Origin of the sequence: Catenuloplanes japonicus (genome assembly GCF_000717135.1) — a bacterium.
Lineage (GTDB): Bacteria > Actinomycetota > Actinomycetes > Mycobacteriales > Micromonosporaceae > Catenuloplanes > Catenuloplanes japonicus.
On sequence record NZ_JNXY01000015.1, the window covers coordinates 21384 to 37178 of the forward strand.

General features: G+C 68.8%; 18 protein-coding genes. 8 read left to right on the plus strand and 10 right to left on the minus strand.

Going from position 1 to position 15795, the window contains the following annotated elements:
• Positions 1 to 18: 18 nt before the first annotated feature.
• The 3 genes from OP04_RS20850 to OP04_RS20855 all read left to right on the plus strand — a co-directional run bounded on the left by OP04_RS20850 (position 19) and on the right by OP04_RS20855 (position 1839).
• On the plus strand, positions 19 to 603 hold the full coding sequence (locus OP04_RS20850) for a transglutaminase-like domain-containing protein (RefSeq protein ID WP_033341452.1): 585 nt from the start codon (positions 19 to 21) through the stop codon (positions 601 to 603).
• 523 nt (positions 604 to 1126) lie between these two features.
• Positions 1127 to 1333: a hypothetical protein gene (locus OP04_RS51895; protein WP_085066627.1), complete on the plus strand. Its 207-nt coding sequence runs from the start codon at positions 1127 to 1129 to the stop codon at positions 1331 to 1333.
• Positions 1334 to 1455: 122 nt separating this feature from the next.
• Complete coding sequence (locus OP04_RS20855) at positions 1456 to 1839, plus strand: hypothetical protein (protein WP_033341453.1); 384 nt, start codon at positions 1456 to 1458, stop codon at positions 1837 to 1839.
• Between the two features lie 465 nt (positions 1840 to 2304).
• Here the strand turns inward: OP04_RS20855 and OP04_RS20860 are convergent, their stop codons facing one another.
• Positions 2305 to 3075 (minus strand): SDR family NAD(P)-dependent oxidoreductase, encoded by a 771-nt coding sequence (locus OP04_RS20860; RefSeq protein WP_033341454.1) that lies wholly within the window; start codon positions 3073 to 3075, stop codon positions 2305 to 2307.
• A gap of 235 nt (positions 3076 to 3310) precedes the next feature.
• Between OP04_RS20860 and OP04_RS20865 the strand changes: the two genes are divergently transcribed.
• A complete protein-coding gene (locus OP04_RS20865) occupies positions 3311 to 3655 on the plus strand; it encodes a hypothetical protein (RefSeq protein WP_198153911.1) in 345 nt (114 codons plus the stop codon).
• Positions 3656 to 3801: 146 nt separating this feature from the next.
• On the opposite strand, the gene OP04_RS20870 is transcribed toward OP04_RS20865, so the two are convergent.
• Both OP04_RS20870 and OP04_RS20875 read right to left on the minus strand, forming a co-directional pair.
• Positions 3802 to 4083 (minus strand): winged helix-turn-helix transcriptional regulator, encoded by a 282-nt coding sequence (locus tag OP04_RS20870; protein ID WP_033341455.1) that lies wholly within the window; start codon positions 4081 to 4083, stop codon positions 3802 to 3804.
• On the minus strand, positions 4080 to 4484 hold the full coding sequence (locus OP04_RS20875; protein ID WP_033341456.1) for a VOC family protein: 405 nt from the start codon (positions 4482 to 4484) through the stop codon (positions 4080 to 4082). Before OP04_RS20875 ends, OP04_RS20870 begins: the two co-directional genes overlap by 4 nt.
• 783 nt (positions 4485 to 5267) lie before the next feature.
• Between OP04_RS20875 and OP04_RS54745 the strand changes: the two genes are divergently transcribed.
• Positions 5268 to 6008 (plus strand): hypothetical protein, encoded by a 741-nt coding sequence (locus OP04_RS54745; protein ID WP_198153912.1) that lies wholly within the window; start codon positions 5268 to 5270, stop codon positions 6006 to 6008.
• Between the two features lie 230 nt (positions 6009 to 6238).
• On the opposite strand, the gene OP04_RS20885 is transcribed toward OP04_RS54745, so the two are convergent.
• From OP04_RS20885 to OP04_RS51900, 5 genes are all read right to left on the minus strand, one after another.
• Entirely contained in the window at positions 6239 to 6760 is a 522-nt protein-coding gene (locus tag OP04_RS20885) for an SUKH-4 family immunity protein (RefSeq protein WP_198153913.1), read from the minus strand.
• A gap of 123 nt (positions 6761 to 6883) precedes the next feature.
• Positions 6884 to 7021: a hypothetical protein gene (locus OP04_RS53505; RefSeq protein WP_198153914.1), complete on the minus strand. Its 138-nt coding sequence runs from the start codon at positions 7019 to 7021 to the stop codon at positions 6884 to 6886.
• Between the two features lie 61 nt (positions 7022 to 7082).
• The gene (locus OP04_RS20890) at positions 7083 to 8996 is read right to left on the minus strand and encodes a hypothetical protein (RefSeq protein ID WP_033341458.1); all 1914 of its coding nucleotides are present in this window, start codon (positions 8994 to 8996) and stop codon (positions 7083 to 7085) included.
• A gap of 184 nt (positions 8997 to 9180) precedes the next feature.
• Positions 9181 to 9471, minus strand: coding sequence for a barstar family protein (locus OP04_RS20895; RefSeq protein ID WP_033341459.1), 291 nt, complete (start codon positions 9469 to 9471; stop codon positions 9181 to 9183).
• Between the two features lie 203 nt (positions 9472 to 9674).
• The gene (locus tag OP04_RS51900) at positions 9675 to 10214 is read right to left on the minus strand and encodes a GNAT family N-acetyltransferase (RefSeq protein ID WP_198153915.1); all 540 of its coding nucleotides are present in this window, start codon (positions 10212 to 10214) and stop codon (positions 9675 to 9677) included.
• 391 nt (positions 10215 to 10605) lie between these two features.
• Here OP04_RS51900 and OP04_RS20905 point away from each other — a divergent pair, with 391 nt between their 5' ends.
• The 3 genes from OP04_RS20905 to OP04_RS20915 all read left to right on the plus strand — a co-directional run bounded on the left by OP04_RS20905 (position 10606) and on the right by OP04_RS20915 (position 14158).
• Positions 10606 to 11160, plus strand: a complete 555-nt coding sequence (locus OP04_RS20905; RefSeq protein WP_033341461.1) for a hypothetical protein — start codon at positions 10606 to 10608, stop codon at positions 11158 to 11160.
• 91 nt (positions 11161 to 11251) lie between these two features.
• Complete coding sequence (locus OP04_RS49870) at positions 11252 to 13624, plus strand: Hsp70 family protein (RefSeq protein ID WP_051798457.1); 2373 nt, start codon at positions 11252 to 11254, stop codon at positions 13622 to 13624.
• 252 nt (positions 13625 to 13876) lie between these two features.
• A complete protein-coding gene (locus OP04_RS20915; protein WP_033341462.1) occupies positions 13877 to 14158 on the plus strand; it encodes a hypothetical protein in 282 nt (93 codons plus the stop codon).
• Between the two features lie 153 nt (positions 14159 to 14311).
• On the opposite strand, the gene OP04_RS20920 is transcribed toward OP04_RS20915, so the two are convergent.
• Both OP04_RS20920 and OP04_RS53510 read right to left on the minus strand, forming a co-directional pair.
• Positions 14312 to 15289: a hypothetical protein gene (locus OP04_RS20920; protein ID WP_033341463.1), complete on the minus strand. Its 978-nt coding sequence runs from the start codon at positions 15287 to 15289 to the stop codon at positions 14312 to 14314.
• Positions 15290 to 15358: 69 nt separating this feature from the next.
• A complete protein-coding gene (locus tag OP04_RS53510) occupies positions 15359 to 15541 on the minus strand; it encodes a hypothetical protein (protein WP_157240116.1) in 183 nt (60 codons plus the stop codon).
• Positions 15542 to 15795 lie beyond the last annotated feature (254 nt).

A 15795-nucleotide genomic window follows, 5' to 3' on the forward strand; every position in this document is an offset into this window, starting at 1 on the left:
GAGCGGGAAGGAACAGGTGTGCAGCTGATCGCGGGTGAACCGTCGGACTACCTGGGCGGTGACGTGGTCGTCGAGGTGGACCATCCGGCGGTGCGGGCACTGTCCGATGAACTCCGTGCGGCACATCCGGATGACGTCGACTTCACGCGGGCCGCGTTCGAGTGGGTTCGTGACCGGATCCGGCATTCCGTGGACGCCCAGGATCCGCGGATCACCGTCACCGCCGGTGAGGTGCTCAGCGCCGGCGTGGGCCTGTGCTACGCCAAGTCCCACCTGCTGGCGGCGGTGGTCCGGGCCGCCGGCGTTCCGGCTGGGTTGTGCTACCAGCAGCTGAGCGACGGTGGAGAACCGTTCCTGCACGGCCTGGTCGCCGTATACCTGGCGGGCGGCTGGCATCGCCAGGATCCGCGCGGCAACCGCGCCGGTATCGACGCCCAGTTCCGGCTCGGGCGTGAGCAACTGGCCTACCCGGTCACCGAGGGATCAGGCGGCCTCGACCTCGCCGAGGTGCACGTGCATCCCTCGCCCACGGTGATCACGGCCCTCCGCGGTGCCCGGGACGCCCTTGAGCTGTGCCGCACCGGGCTGCCCGCCACGCCCTGAGTCCTCTCGTCGCCGCCGGGAAGACGGCGGGCGACCGACCTCATAATGTCGGTCACCGTCGATAGACGACCTGCGCGGCGCGGATGAGGAAGACGCGAGTTATCCATCGGCGAGCCGTTCGGCGTCGGGCGGAGACTTCTGGACGCTTTCGGTATCCCTGGCAGGCCTGAGGACCTCGATCCAGACGATGACCTGGCGTCGTTATGGGCGGCGACGTGGGGAGACTGTCTGGCGACGACCGTCGCGGCCGAGCACAGTCTCGATCCTCACACCATCGGACCGGCCATGCAGACGACCGGGGCGGTTCTGGCAGGCCGTATCCCGACCTGATCATGTTCGGACCTTCGCCGGCCCAGCGGCGACGTGGAGCTGCTGCCCGCGGCCGGGTGGTCTTCAGCAGTGCCGCGGATCAACGCCAGGGAACACCGTCCGCCGCGAGCGGCCGAAGACCTCGAACGACGACATGCCGCAGCATCGGCTCCTCCGCCACCGACCGACAGCGGTATGAGAGTAACTTCGTCGCGTGACCGATGACATCACAATGCGACTCGACCGAGCTACCGCCGAGGACCTCTACGGCACGTTATATGAGGTGGGGGAACATATCGCGGGCGGTGCCCCCATCACACCACCGACTCCTGAAGAGGTCGAACGGCTCGGAAACTTACTACAGGAACTTGGCCACCGCCTCGGTCGCACCTGCTCGCCGCTCTGTGACCACATTGTCTGATCACATCACCGCCGAACCTTCGGCAGGTCCGGCGCCAGCATCGCAGAGTTCGGGCCTGCCGCGAGCCGGCCTGCGGCAGATCCGGATGGCGACTGAGCGTTTCGCGCTGGGAGGATGCCGGCGTGGGGCGTAGGGCGACCGGCTGGGAGTGGACCAAGGTAGGCGTGCTCCACGGGGGCCTGTCCCGTCGTGAGGTCGCATGCGACGGCGAGATCCGCTCCTACCGGTACCGTTTCTACTCGTCAACCCACCGCTTCTTTGAGCGTTGCATCGGCCTGGCCTGGTGTTCGCGCTGTCGGGAGTACTCAGGCGCCATGGTGCATGTTTCCCGTGCCGAGCAGCTCACGGACCTCCTCGACGGACTGCCGGTTGCCGAGCGCGAACGCCTGTTGCGCAGCGAGGCAGAGTTGCTGGATTACCTTGATCGGCTTGCACGGCGAGGACGGTGGCCGGATCCTCCCGTAGACATCGGCCTGCGGGACGCACGGTTCTCGGCACAAGGGTGAGTCGGGTCGTTTCGAGGCCGTGTCGCAATGCGTGACGGATCCGTTTTGCGGTCGCGTACGCTCGGCGGCGGAAGCGGGTGGTTCTCCCGCGATCAGTGGTTGGGACCTCGCACGGTGACGGTTGTCCGCCTGAGATGTTGTGACCTCTGGGATATCGCGACGATCTGGACTCCGACGCCCAAGGGCTGCTGAACGAGCTGTGTATCCGGCCGGGTTTCTGTCTACCGCTCGACGACATCCACAGGTTGGAGCTTGCACCTCCGCGCGACGTCGACGCCTTCACCGACGCGGTTCTGACAGCAGAGTTCCCGTAGCCGGTGCTGATCGAACGCGCCTCAGACATCGCCCGGTGCGCGGGCGACGGCGAAGTGGACGACGGCGCCGCGAATCCATTCGAGGAATCGGCGCAGGCCGCCTGCGGTCACGGCACGAAGCCGCTCCGGGTCGGAGCGGCCGGCGCAGCGCCTATCGGCCGAGAACGGCGCCGCCGTTGAGGCCGATGATCTGCCCGGTGAGGTATCCGGCCTCGGGCGAGGCAATATAGCTGATCGCCGCCGCGACGTCGGCCGGTGTCCCCGGCCGGCCGACCAGAGTGTCGGCGATCTTGGTCGCCACGAAGCCGGGGGTGTCCTGGCCGTGGAAGATGCCGGTGTCCTGAATGTAGCCGGGTGCCAGGACGTTCACCGTGATGCCATCCCTGCCGAGCTGCCTGGCCAGTCCGAGGGCCCAGCCGTGCAGCGCCGCCTTCACCGCCGCGTAGGAGCAGGCCGAGTGCGGGCCCGCGCCACCGCGCTGCGCGGCCGCCGAGCTGATCATGGTGAGCCGGCCGCCAGGGCGGCTCATCATGATCAGCAGCGCATGCGTCAGCAGTACTGCGGTGAGCAGACTGGCATCCAGATCACGGCGCCAGGAGGCGGCCAGGGCGTCGAGCCCGTCGCCCGCGGGCGGGGTGACGGCCGCGCCGGCGTTGTTGACGAGCACACCGACCTCGCCCAGATCCGCGATGAGGTCCGCGGCACGCCGGACCTGCGCCGGATCCGTCAGGTCGGCGCCGACCGGGATCGCCAGGTCAGCCCCGGCCGTCCGATTGATGTCCTCACTGGCCTGGCGCAGCAGCTCCACCCGCCGTCCGACGATCACCACCCGATCCCCGCGCCCGGCGAACATGCGGGCGACCTCCCGGCCGATCCCGGTCGCGCCGCCGGAAACAACCGCCAGCCGTGCGGAAGCGACCATGCACCAACGGTAGCGGACGGCCGAGCCACCCCCGTCGTCTCGGCACGCCGGGCCCGCTCCGGCAGTGGGGATGGCCGCGCACGATCGGCGGCAGTTGAGGGCGATCGACCCAACGCTGCACCTTCCCGCTCACTCACGACATGAACGAGCGCACCGATCTCGGCAGAGGCCACGTCCGAGGGCGGCGTCCTGAAATGGATTGCGGCCTTGGCCTGGTGGTTCCGATGATGCTCCGATGCAGGATCACCCGGGGCGAGACGACCGCGTCTCCGCGGACCGGGCTGCCATCGAGCAGGTCATCGGGCGTCCCATGTCAGCCGAATGGCCGACAGATGCATTGCCTGCGGGCACACGCGTGCGCGTCGTCAAGGACACCGACTGGGACGGCCCATGGATGCAAGAGTTCGAGGGCGTGATCGACGATCTCGGCGCTCCGGAGCCGGTCCGCCATCACCTCGCTCTGCCCGGCGAGCTCAACTACTGGGTGCGCTTCGACGAGCCACAGCGAGACTGCGCAGGCGACGGCCCCTACCGCACGGCACAGATCTGGGACAGATATCTCTGCCCCACCCGCCCATGACCACTCTCGACGCACTCGCCGACGGTCATCGCGGCACCGCGCGCTCGGCGGCATGAGCGGATGGTGCACGCTGGAACGCGACGTCGGCTTCGTGGCCGTTAGGCGATGCAGTTCCCGCTGGCGTTCACCCGGTTCACGGCGTGGGGTTACGTCTCTTGGGCGCCCCAACGTTCGAGTGCGACGATTGCGTCTCGTAGTGCCAGCCCGCGCTCCGTCAGCGCGTACGCACGGGTGTTGTGCCGAAGAGGAAGTCGGGACAGCACCCCGGCCGCCTCGAGTTCGCGCAGGCGGGTCGCGAGCATGTTCGTCGGTGCGCCGAGGTCACGCTGTAGGTCGCCGTAGCGCTGCGGCCCTTCGAGCAGCCGCTCCACGATGAGCAGTGCCCACCGGCTGCCGACGATGTCGAGTGCCGCGGCGAGGTCGCTCACTCGGCTGGATCGGCGCTCGGCTTCATCCAGAACGGTGAGTAGTGGTAGCCGTCGGGGTCATCGAACTGGCGCTGGTACATGAAGGGATAGTCGTCGGTGTCGCCGATTCGTCCGCCGGCGGCGCTGGCGCGGTCGACGAGCTCGTCGACCGCCTCGCGGCTGCCGAGGTCGAACGAGACGGTCACCTTCGAGGGGGTGTCCGGCCCTCCGACCAGGTCCTCGACGCCGCCGACGCTCGCGTACATTTCGCGGCTGCCGAGCATGACGTACTGCTCGGGCGCGATCGCGAAGCACGACACGTTGTGATCCGACATCTCGGCGTTGAGCGTCCAGCCGAGAGCGGTGTAGAAGGCGGTCGCGCGCTCCACGCTCTCGACCGGGCAGGTGATGAACAGGCTCATGCCAGCATACTTGCAAAATGAAAGTGAGTCGTCAAGGCAGCCCACTACCGGCCGACGACAGCGACACGTAGATCAGGGTGCCCTGTGCCCAAGCCTTCGCCGTCTCCGCGCCGCTCATGCACTGGTCCCGGCCCGAGGGCCCGTCGAGCCGCCCCGGCACGCGCCACTTTCCATGACCGGTCACGTAGGCCACCGGGCGCGGTCGGCGGCAGATCCGGGCACCTCGCCAGCGCTAAGCCGGTTCTCGCACTCCACTATTGACGTGACCCGGCGTTGCTGCCGTTCCCCCTGTCAGGCGAGTGTCAGGGCGGCGCACGCCCGAAGGTCATGCAGCCGCGATGCGCGGCTGATGCCCGCGCTGGGTCTGAATTGTCAGAGGGCCCGCTTACGGTGATCGCTCCCGATCATCGGCCGGGGTTGTAGAAGTGAGCGGGGTTGAGATGCGCTGGTGGAAGAGAAGGCCTGGGGGCCGGGAGCAGTGGATACTCGATCCGCGGGTAGCGGTGGGGCCGCTGCGTTTCGGCATGAGCCCTGAGCAGGTCGAAGCCGTGTTGGGTCGGGCGGTTGCCGGGGTCTCCCGCGGCAGGGAAGCCGGCACGTGCTGGGGGCGGTACGGCGAGGTCGGCGTGACGGCGATCTACGCGCACGGCATCCGGTTGGTGGCGGTGGCGGTCGATGCGATGGACGGGCCACTGCTTCGGTTCCGGGATGTGCAGCTCATCGCCCGAGCTCCTTCACAGGTCCGGGCGGAGCTCGACCGGCTCGCACATCAAGGAAGGAGCCGTGGTCCGGGTCAATTGGAGCGGTGATCCTGAAGCGCAGTCGTGGGGCATCTCCATGGGCGCGGTCCAGGAGTGGGGGTTGTCGCCGGCCGGCTACTGGGAACGCCGGGACGCGGTGATCACCGATGCGTTGCCGGTGTGCTCCCAGCTGGCAGCGGATCCGTACCACGCTCCGCCGGTCCTGGAATGGATCGATGTCCGCACGCGCGAGCCGAACCCGGGGGCGTGGGCATTGAAGGCCGATCGGGACCGCCCGCGCTGGGACTGGACGCCGTTGGAAAGTATCGGTCCCCTTCGGTTCGACATGGATGCGCAGCAGGTGATGGCCGCGCTGGGCGGCGAGGTGCCCGCGGTCCGGCATGGTCATTTTCCGTGGCCGGGCTCCGGCAAGAGCGGCCAGTGGATTCTGACCCGCGACCGCTTCGATCATACCGGGGTGACCGCGCACTACTGGGATCTGGGAAGTCGCCTGCCCGTCCTGGGCGCTGTCACCGTGCACGGGCGCACTGGTCCCCGGGTCTGCTACGAGGGCATCGAGTTGGTGGGGGCGCCGGTGTCGCGCATCGACGCGACGCTGATCCAGCGTGCCGACAATGACGAGATCGGCCTGATCATCGGCTGCAGCGGAGACCTGGGGCCGGACGGACTGAACATGTACGTGCGGGCTGACCGCGTTGGGGACACCGTGGTCAGCGGAGCCCGCGTCTGCGCCGAGAACTGGGAAGACCACGGAGCACCGTAAGTGCTGGCCGTAATGCGGCCATGACCATCTAAAAGGGTGGGCCGCGGCCCCACCGCAGGAACAGCCGTTCCGAGGGCAACACGTCGTCACCGCCCAGGACAAGGGCCTGCCGCCCGGAAGCGGCGGAACGGCGTCAACGCCGGCGCATCGAGCCAGAGTTGTCGGCGGCCGGTCTGAACAGTGAAGGCTGCACTATGACTATGGCAGAGGCGGATGAAGGCTGACCGAGATCAAAAGAGCCACCGATCTAGCACAGCGGGCCAGAATTGCCGCTCGTGATCGCCGTCTGCGATGGCAGCCGGATCGATGGCCTCGATCCGGCGCAGTAGATCGGCAAGCTCGGCGACTGCCTGATCCTCCGCCTCGACGCTCTCGTCGTACCGGCCGAGGGCGGCCGACTCGGCGAAGCAGGTGCCGACCAGGTGTAGCGCGCACAACCATTGGCTGATCGAGGAGTTCACAAATGAACTACCTCCCCGGCCGTCCGACCGCCACAGCCGGACCTCACCGGTGCCCGGTACGGCACCGTATTCCCAGGCGGTATGCGCGGACCCGCCGTTGGACTCGAAAGCCAGCCGGTACATCGACGATGCCGCGTGAAAAGAGACCTCTTCGACGATGCCGCCGAGCAGCGGCACGCCACTGAAGATCAATGCGGCCTTCTCCGATTGCGGGATTCGCCACAGCGCCACGTCTGTCTCGTTCGCGCGCGCGACACACCCCCGGCCGGCCCAAGACTCAAGCTGTTCCACCGTTGGCAGCATCGGAGGCTGATCAGAGACCACGTCCAGACGATAGCCCTGCGGCTTCCTGGCGAGGCATCCGTCGACATCCGCTCATCGGCAGAGTCGCTCGGTCTGGACCATCGCTCGCTGTCATGTGCCGGAGGCCGTGTAGGCGGCGAGGATGTAGTTGGAGTGCCGGTCGAGGTTCTTGCGGGCGCGGTCGTAGCGCATGGTGGTCTTCGGATCGGCGTGGTGGGCGGTGATCTGGACATCGCGGAGGCGTGGCATGACCGGCCGGACCTGGCACGCCGGGATCTGACGCGAGCGGCGGGAGGCAGGTGGTGATGGTTCACAGGCGGCCGGCTCTGCTGAGCAGGGTGGTGGCATGTGACCGCAGGTGCTCGTCCTCCTTGAAGACGTGCCAGCCGCCGAAGTAGGACAGGCGTTGCGGACTGTCCAGGACAGCGCGTGCGATCACGTGGGCGGGTTCGGCCGCGGGGCCGATCGCGGCCAGACGCTCCAGTGCGGTGATCATCACGGGAGAGCAGGTGCCGTCGATGAGAGGGCCGGCGAGTTCGGTGAGAACGGCGACCGCGAGGGCCGGATCGGCGGTGACGCGGTAGTGGGCGTATGCGGCTTCCATCCGTACCCAATCGTCCTTTGATCGGGAGAGCCGGTGCAGTCTGTCGGCCTCACCTGCCGCAAGCAGGCCGAGGTCACCCAGTCTGTGCAGGTCGTGAGGGTGAGTGACGCCGGTCAGGGCGTTCAACGCGAGCGCCGGGTTGGCCGTGACCCGCCAGTGTGCCCACGCCGCGGCGGGTATCGACGCGTGCCGTCGCAGGTCGGTGGCTGCGTCGGTGGCAGCCGGTCCGATGCCGCCGAGTGCCTCCGCCGCGGCCACCTGGCGGTCGTGCCGATCGAGCAGGAGTACGAGCTGTGGCACCGCCGGCGCGGAGGCCGCACCCCATGCGCCGAGCAACCGGCACAGGGCGCGCGAGGAACCGACCCGGACGGCCGGCACCAGGCTCGCAGCGTGCGTGGCCAACGGGGTCAGTGCCTCGTCGACGGCGGGCAGCCAGAACCCGTCCCACGATCCCGGTGGTGTCGTGTAGAACCGGCCGTTCGGGGCGAAGCCGAGCCGGGATCCGGCCAGCTGCTGCCTGATCAGAGGCACGCAGCGGGCGTCGCCGAGGCGGGCCAGCGCCCACACCGCCGCATCGCCCACCGTGGCGCCCCAGCGGGAGCCACAAACACTGGTGTCGGTGGCCAGGGTGGCGAGGGTATCGGCCGCCGTGGATGACGGCGCGCAGGCGAGTAGGAACGCGGCGCGGAACCGGACCTCGGCGTCGTCGTCAGCGAGCCGCTCGATGAGGAAGTCGTGCAGTGCCGGCGGCGGGGTCCGCCACTGTGCGAGCAGGGCAGCAGCGCGTTGCAGGCCTGCGTTCCGCTCGTCACGGCCGGATCCACCGCCGAGGGCCTGGATGAAGCCGGTCGCCACGACCGGATCGCGTTGCAGCAGATGGCCGGTGCGGTCCATGATGGATGTACCGAACCACGCGGAGTTCCGCCAGGCTCCGATGCCGGGGTCGCGGATCGCTGCCAGCAGTTGCGGCGCACGGGTCAGCGGCACGTCCGGGTCGGTGCCGGCCAGCGCGTGCACGGCCGCGAGCCCGGTCTGCACATCGGCGTCGTCGAGGAGTTCGTGCAACAGCGTGCGGATGTCACCGGCGTCGCGGTCCCGTTCGAGCAACGCGCCGAACGCTGCGATGAGATCCCAGCGGGCGACTCGGTCGTCCTCCACGTGCCATCGCCGCCAGATCGCCGTGGTGACCGCCTGCTGCGGCAGTCCGTTCCTGCTCAGCAGCCATGTCATCGCACGCCGCACGGCCGGCTCGTGGTCGTCCAGTAAAACCGTCAGGCGCGGGATCTCCCGCTCCACGGCGGCCGGCCAAGCCGCATCGACGGTCCTTCGATCGACGAGTGCGGCCTCGTCGATGAATTCGGCGATTAACCTCACGATCATCTGGCGGTGATGGACCGCTCGGCCGGCGGCGAGGTCGACAAGGTACGGCAGGGCCGCCGGCGCAGCCGGGCAGATCCAGCCACCCTGGTGGTAAACGGCCGAGTCGAAGTCGTCGAGCGCCGCCGCGGCCCGCCCGGCGTCGTCACTGGCACAGCCACGAAGCCACCCGGGTACGTCGGACGCCGTGCCGTAGTTGTGCTTCAGCCGGTGCCAGGCGATCTGCTCAAGGTCATCCCACACCGTTCGTTTGTACGGCTACGACGGTACGGCCACCAAGCCAAGACGTGACAATTTTGCCGACACCAACCACAGCAAGCCACATCACGACATGCCGCCGCGCCTCGTCCAGCAAACATGACGGCTCGCGCCGCAGACAGCTCGCTCACTATCAGCGGCATGAGAGCGCGTCGGCGAGCAGCGTGCATCATGCGAGTTCGTAAGTGAAGCGCTCTTCCAGGCACCAGCCGGTGTCCTGCTCGACGGTCTTCTGAAGGATCCGTTCGACACGCTCGAACGATAGGGGGCTCATCGCGGCCCGGCTGGTCCCTGAATCAGTCCACAGAAGGTGCATCGGCCGTTCAACGTCGGTACTCAGTCGATCCCACAACGCATCCAGGTTCGCACCGTAGAAGGGGCCGAAGTCAAGCAGCCTCGCCAGTTCACGATGCAGATCGGCCTCCGAGCTCACTCGGCGACCATCAAGGACTACCAGCACCCTGCGAGGCTACCCGGCACGCATCAACGACGCACCACGCCCACCCTGTCCGCGGCAGATGAGCGCTTACGATCCTGCGCTCAGAAGTGGGGCCGAGTTGGGACAGCGAGTCCCGATTCAATTGAGTGGGATGCGCGTGAATTGCGTCCGGGTTGAAGTTTAACTAGGTCGCCGGACTGTTTTACAAATTACGCTCTTATGCCTTAAAGTAGCATGGAAAACCACCGTTCACCCGAGCCGCCAAGCATGCTGGTCCGGATTCCGACAGGAACGTTAAGCGGCTGGTCTGGGTCCGAAACCGTGAATCCCAGTTCTTTATAGAATTCGATGAGACTGTCGTCGCTAAACTGCCCGTACATCCATTTGTAGTGATGCTGGCGATAGAAGGCGATTGTGTGGAGCAAAAGCTTGCGCCCGACACCCTGTCGGCGATGGTCCGGCTCAACCACAACGCTGACAATTTTAGCGATGATCATCCCTATGCGCCGCTGCTCTTCCCGCGCTAGGCCATGCTTTCCCAATTCGGTCAGCCAGTTCCATGGAGGGCTGGCACCTACGGCGCCTACCATCTTGAGGTCTTCGTATGCGACGAGATAACACTCGACAGGATTTCCAGGCGCCATCATAAGTTCATTGTTGTCAATGGTGTTGGCCAGCCCTGGTCGCGGTAACGCTGCGACCGCCAAGAGCTGCGCAACATCTCGCCCTTCACCCGGTTTTGCCGGTCGTACTTTGATTCCCATGTCACCACAGTAGTATTCAGCGGCGGTCGTTGCACTCTTAACGCACAACGACGCTCCATGCATGCCTAGCGGTCCGGTGCATTGCTTGACCGTCGCTCGTCGAGACCGATCCACGACCGGCATCGCATACCCCTTGGCGCGCGACTGGGCAGGGAATGACTAGGAATCAATAGGTGAGTATTGTCACGTGACTCACCAGCACAGACAAAGGCGCAAGAATCTGCCGCCTCCTTAACGCGGCGAATCGATTGGCGCAACTTTCGTTATGGTGAAGCCCGGTGCACTCATCTCGGCAGATCAGGGCGTGGTGTCGGCGATGAAGCTGTGCGGATCTGGAGTGGACGTGGCCTCATGTTGTGCGATGCGGCGGCCATGGGGCGGGGTGTGAGGCATGGGTGGCGGGGCGGGGGTGCTGCGGCATCCGCGTGGCGCCGCTGTGCTGATCTTCGACAGCAGGTGGCGCGGTCTGCGGGAGGCGGTGTTTCCGATGGTGGCCACCGCGGCGGTGCTGGCGTGCTGCCCCGCCGGCGGGCTCATCGTGATGACGGACGGCGGGTCCATGCCGTTCGTGGTGTGGGCCGTGGCGGCTGTCCTGCTCGCCGGGTCGTTCGTCGCCGTCAGCCTGCCGACGGACGTGTTGCGGTGCGAATGGTGGCCGCTGGAAGCGCCGACCCGGATGCGGATCGTGTGGATCTTCTGGAGGCGGACGGTCCCGATCGGAGAGTTGAGCGCGGTGACGGTCACCTGCTGGCCGGGCTCGCCGCCGGGTTCCACGGCCTCGACCGGCGCCGACTACGTCAGGGTGGAGTTCACCATGGCGAATCGGCCATCCGTGAGCGGCGGCCTGCACCTCGCGGACGGGCAGGCGTTCGTCGGCCGGTTGTGTGACGTGTTCCAGGGGACCGGCGTCGCAGTCGAGGTCATGGACGGTGCACGGGACCACTGAACGATGCCGAGGTGATCGGTGCTGCACGCGCTCAGCGTGCTCGGGCCTGGCCTGATCCGCGGAACTAGCCGGTGGCTGGCATCCTGATGCGATGCGGGCGGACGGATACCGGCTGAGCGTGGACTTCGGGACGACGAGTACGGTCGGTTTCCTCGCCTCACCCGGGGGCGGGGTGCGGCCGTTGCTGCTGGACGCCTCGCCGTTGCTGCCCTCGGCGGTGTGGGCGGCGCCGGACGGGACGCTGTTCACGGGCGTGGACGCGGAGCGGGCCTCGATGGGGGACCCGTCGCGCTTCGAGCCGAACCCGAAACGGCGCGTCGGCGACGGTGCCGTCTGGCTCGGTGACCGGGAGGTCGCGGTCGTGGACGTGGTCGCGGCCGTGCTGGGCCGCGTCGCGGAGGAGGCGCGCCGGGCGACCGGTGGCAGCACGCCGCAGCGGGTGGTGCTGACGCATCCGGCGGCGTGGGGCCGGGCGCGGCTCGGCGTGCTGGCCGACGCGGCGCGACAGGCCGGCCTGGGGGAGTGCGTGCTGGTGCCGGAGCCGGTCGCGGCCGCCGCGTATCTGCGCACGGCGCCGGGCCGCGCACTGCGCCACGATCGGGTGCTGGTCGTCTACGACCTGGGCGCCGGCACCTGCGACGTCTCGGTCGTACAGCCGGACGGGACCGGATCCTTCGAGGTGCTCGCGAGCGACGGCCTCGACGACGTCGGAGGTCTCGACCTGGATGCCGTCGTCGTCTCGCTGATCCGCGGCGATGCCGACGCGGAGAGCTGGAACGCGCTGGACTGGCCGCGCACCACGGAGGAGCACCGGGCACGGCGGGAGCTGTGGAGATCGGCCCGGATGGCCAAGGAGCAGCTGTCCCGGCACCCGATGGCCGAGATTCACGTGCCGATCGCCAGCCGGGTGGCGCACGTGACCCGCGAGGAGTTCGAGCGCGCCGTCCGGCCGCTGCTCGACCGCACGGCCGCGCTGACCGTGTCGACCGTCCGGGCGGCGGGCGTGCCACCGGAGCAGATCGGCACGGTGCTGCTGGTCGGCGGCGCCACCCGCGTACCGCTGGCCGCTTCGCTGTTGCATCGCACGCTGCGGCTGCCGCCCGCAGTGCTGGATCAGCCGGAGCTGCTGGTGGCCGAGGGCGCGCTGTACCTGCCGGAGAGCGTGTCCCACCGTGACGCCGTCGCCGGCTCGCCGCCCCGGAAGGCTCCGGACCCGGTCACGGCACCGAGACAGCCGGAGCAACCGGAGGCGCCGACACCGCCGGAAGCACCGGAGCGGCCGGCAGCGTCGAAAAAGCCGGGAACGGCGGAGCAGGCGGAGACACCGGAGCAGGCGGAGCAGCCGCAGCCATCGGAGACGCGCATGCGGCCGGGCGCCGAGGCGGGTGTGGACGGTGGCGCCGGCCACGATCCTGCCGTGCCCAGACCCGGCATTCGCCGCCGAGACCTGCTGGTACGCGGAGCCCTCGGCACGGCCACCGCCGGGCTGGCCGGCTGGCTGGGCTATCGCGGTTACCGCGCCCTGCGGACGACACCGGACCCGCGGCCGGGAAGGCTGATCGGGTCCGCGATCCAGCACGACGCCTGGGAGGTGGCCCTGCACCCGTCCGAAGCCGACCTCGTGGCGACCGCCGGAGCCGACGGCACGATACGCAGGTGGAGCGTGACCTCCGGCCGGGAGTCGGCGCCGGTCATCACGGGACACGAGGGCCGGGTCACCGGCATCGACTTCTCCCCGGACGGAAAGGTGCTGGTCAGTGGCGGTGACGACCAGACCGTCCGGTTCTGGGACGCGGCTTCCGGGTCGGCGCTCGGTGAGCCGCTCACCGTCTACCACGGCACCGTCACCTGCGTGCGGTTCGACCCGACCGGGAGGTACGTGGCCGCCGCCGACACGTTCGGGTACGTGCGGGTGTGGGACGCCGTCGACCATTCCAGCCGCCGCTCCGGTGGCAGTGGCGACGGCCGGCTGAACGCGGTGCTGTGGTACGGCACGATGGTGGTGACCGCCGGCGTCAACGGGCGGATCAGGGAGTACGCCGACATGGCCGACGGCACCGGATTCTCGTCCCGGGTCGCGGGCATGATCGGGCCCGCCGACGTGACCTGCATCGCCGCCGGCACGACCGGCCGGCCACTGGTGGGCGGTTACGCCGACGGCGTCGTGCGGGTGTGGCAGACCCCGGCCGCACCGCAGGCGCGGCTCACCGGACACACCGACGCGGTCACCGCCGTCTGCTGTGACCGGCAGGGCCGCTTCGCGGTGACCGGTGGCGGCCCGGCGGACCCGTCCCTCCGCCTGTGGGACCTCACCCGGCACGGCGACCAGAAGCAGGTCGGCGCCGCGCTGACCGGCCACACCGGCCCGCTGCGATCTCTGCGCCTGCGCGCCGGCGAGCGCGAGCTGCTGAGCGTCTCGGCAGACGGCACCATCCGGTTGTGGAGCATCGACCCGCCGCGGTAGCCACCGCACGGGAACCGGATGGCGATCACCGTCGTTGGTCCGGCGGGAACGGGCCTGCCGTGCGCGTCGCCCACAGCGCGATGTCGATCCGGTTCCGGAGGTCGAGCCGGAGGCTCTACCGGCCGCGCCGTCCCATTCCGGGACACGGCGCGAACCCGGCCGCCATGGCCTCGGTCAACCGCGTGCCTCGACGCCCGTCCAGATCAGGTCGAGTGCCTGGCGTGCGGCGGTCTCCCGGTCGCCGGGGTCGGTGTGACCGATCAGCACGCCCTGCAGGGCGCCGGGCATGCCGGTGACGCCTACATCGCCTACGGCCTCGGCAATCTGCTCTTCTACCACCATCCGCTGTATCAGCAGTTCAGTTCCCGCTCCGGCCTGCTGCGGCTCGACATCCAGGACCGCTCGGTGGTACGGGCAGACCTGGTGCCCGTGGAACTCATCCGCAACGGCCGGACCGCACCGCTGACCGGCTGGCGTGCCGATCTCGCCCGCCGCAATTTCGACCAGATCAAGCAGTGCGCCGCCGTGACCTGAGCGCCCGGCGGACCGGACTCGGCTGCCACACCCGGCCCGGGCGATTCCGGCCGGGGCCACCTCGTTCACCGCGATCGCCGGTCCTCTCCGGCGTGTGCATGCAGCTCATCCCATGACCACAGACAAGATCCACCAGGGGGTACGGTCCGTCCGTCAGCTTCCTGTGCCGGTCTCGGGTGCCGGTTCATCAGCCGGTTTCGCTGCCAGGGCGGACATGCCGATGACGGTCGCCGCCCAGAGCAGCGCGGGCACGGTGACCGGCGCCCAGATGATCGGCCCGGGTGCATCGAGCACGGCGCGTTCGCCGAGGGTCCGGTAGAGCCCGGATCCGAGCTGAAGAACGGTGCTGAGCCCGCCGAGGAACAGGGCGCCGCTGAATGCGAGCCCGAACAGCCCCATCCAGAACCCGGAGAGGCCGCCGCCCTCACGTGGCTGGCCGCGCCTGGCCAGGGCGCGTCGCCGCAGGTTGGCGGCGAGCGCCGTCGCTGCCAGACCGACGAGAAGGAACCCGAGCGTGAGATCGAGGTACACGAAGGTGAGAACCGGTCCGGTTCCGCGGGACCCGCCGCTGTTTCCGGTGGGCACGACGGTGATCTCCACCGGCGCCGCGACACTCACCGACTCGCTGACGAACTCCCGCCCGCCGGCATCTACCGGATACGAGACGTCTCCTTTGATGGCGCCCGTCACGGTGCGCCGCTTCGTGCCGGGAGCGGCCGGGACGGTGATCGACGCCCGGACGATCAGCTGTTCCTCCGCGGACGAGTCCGTGAGGATCGAATCGCCCCAGCCGTCGTTGCGGGGTGGCGCCAGCTGCTGGTCACCGTCACCCGCGAGGGTCATGACGACGCCCCGGGGTGCTTGCCAGTAGCTGTTGACGCTCTTCGCCACCCGGAGCGCCAGCGTCACCCGCTCGCCCTCCGTCGCGGTGAACCGGATCGGCTCGCCGCGCTCCACCTCGACCAGGTGGCTGCTTGCGTACAGCTGTCCGGTGACGCACATCCCGGGCAGCCCGGCGACCAGCAGGAGAGCGAGCGCCGCCCAGGTAAGCCTGCCGTGCCAGGTCAGCCGGAGCCAGGCTGCCAGAAGATCGCGGACGCGTCCGCTTCGCCCGCCGTCCGACGATGTCATGACACGAACCTCTCTTGTGGATTCCACAGGCGGACGTCACAGCAGTCCAGGACGGCTACGGAGACGACATCACAGAGCCGCGAGCACCAGGGTGATCCGTCTCGGCGCCTCACCGGCCGCCATGCCGGGGGATGACGGGATCCAGGTGAGATACGCGAGAGCCGGCTGGCCGGCCAGTACGGACTCACGCTGCGGATCCGCGGGTACGGACACGGCCGGGACGACGCGCCGGGGCATAGCCGGTACGCACACGAGCACACCTCCTGGATCACCCGCCGCCACGGGCCTGCGATCGAGCGTATCGACGACGAAGGACGCCCGGTGGTGGTCGATCAACCACCACAGACAAGATCCACCAGGGGGCACGCCGCATCCCGTCTCCCACCTCGGCACCAGCGCCGAGCCCTCGCACGCCGGCAGAGCCGGTCATCGGACCAGGGCGCGAAGTTCGCGGCCAGACGTTGACCCTGCACCAGCAGCAGCCTGGCTGCACGCATCGGAGTCGG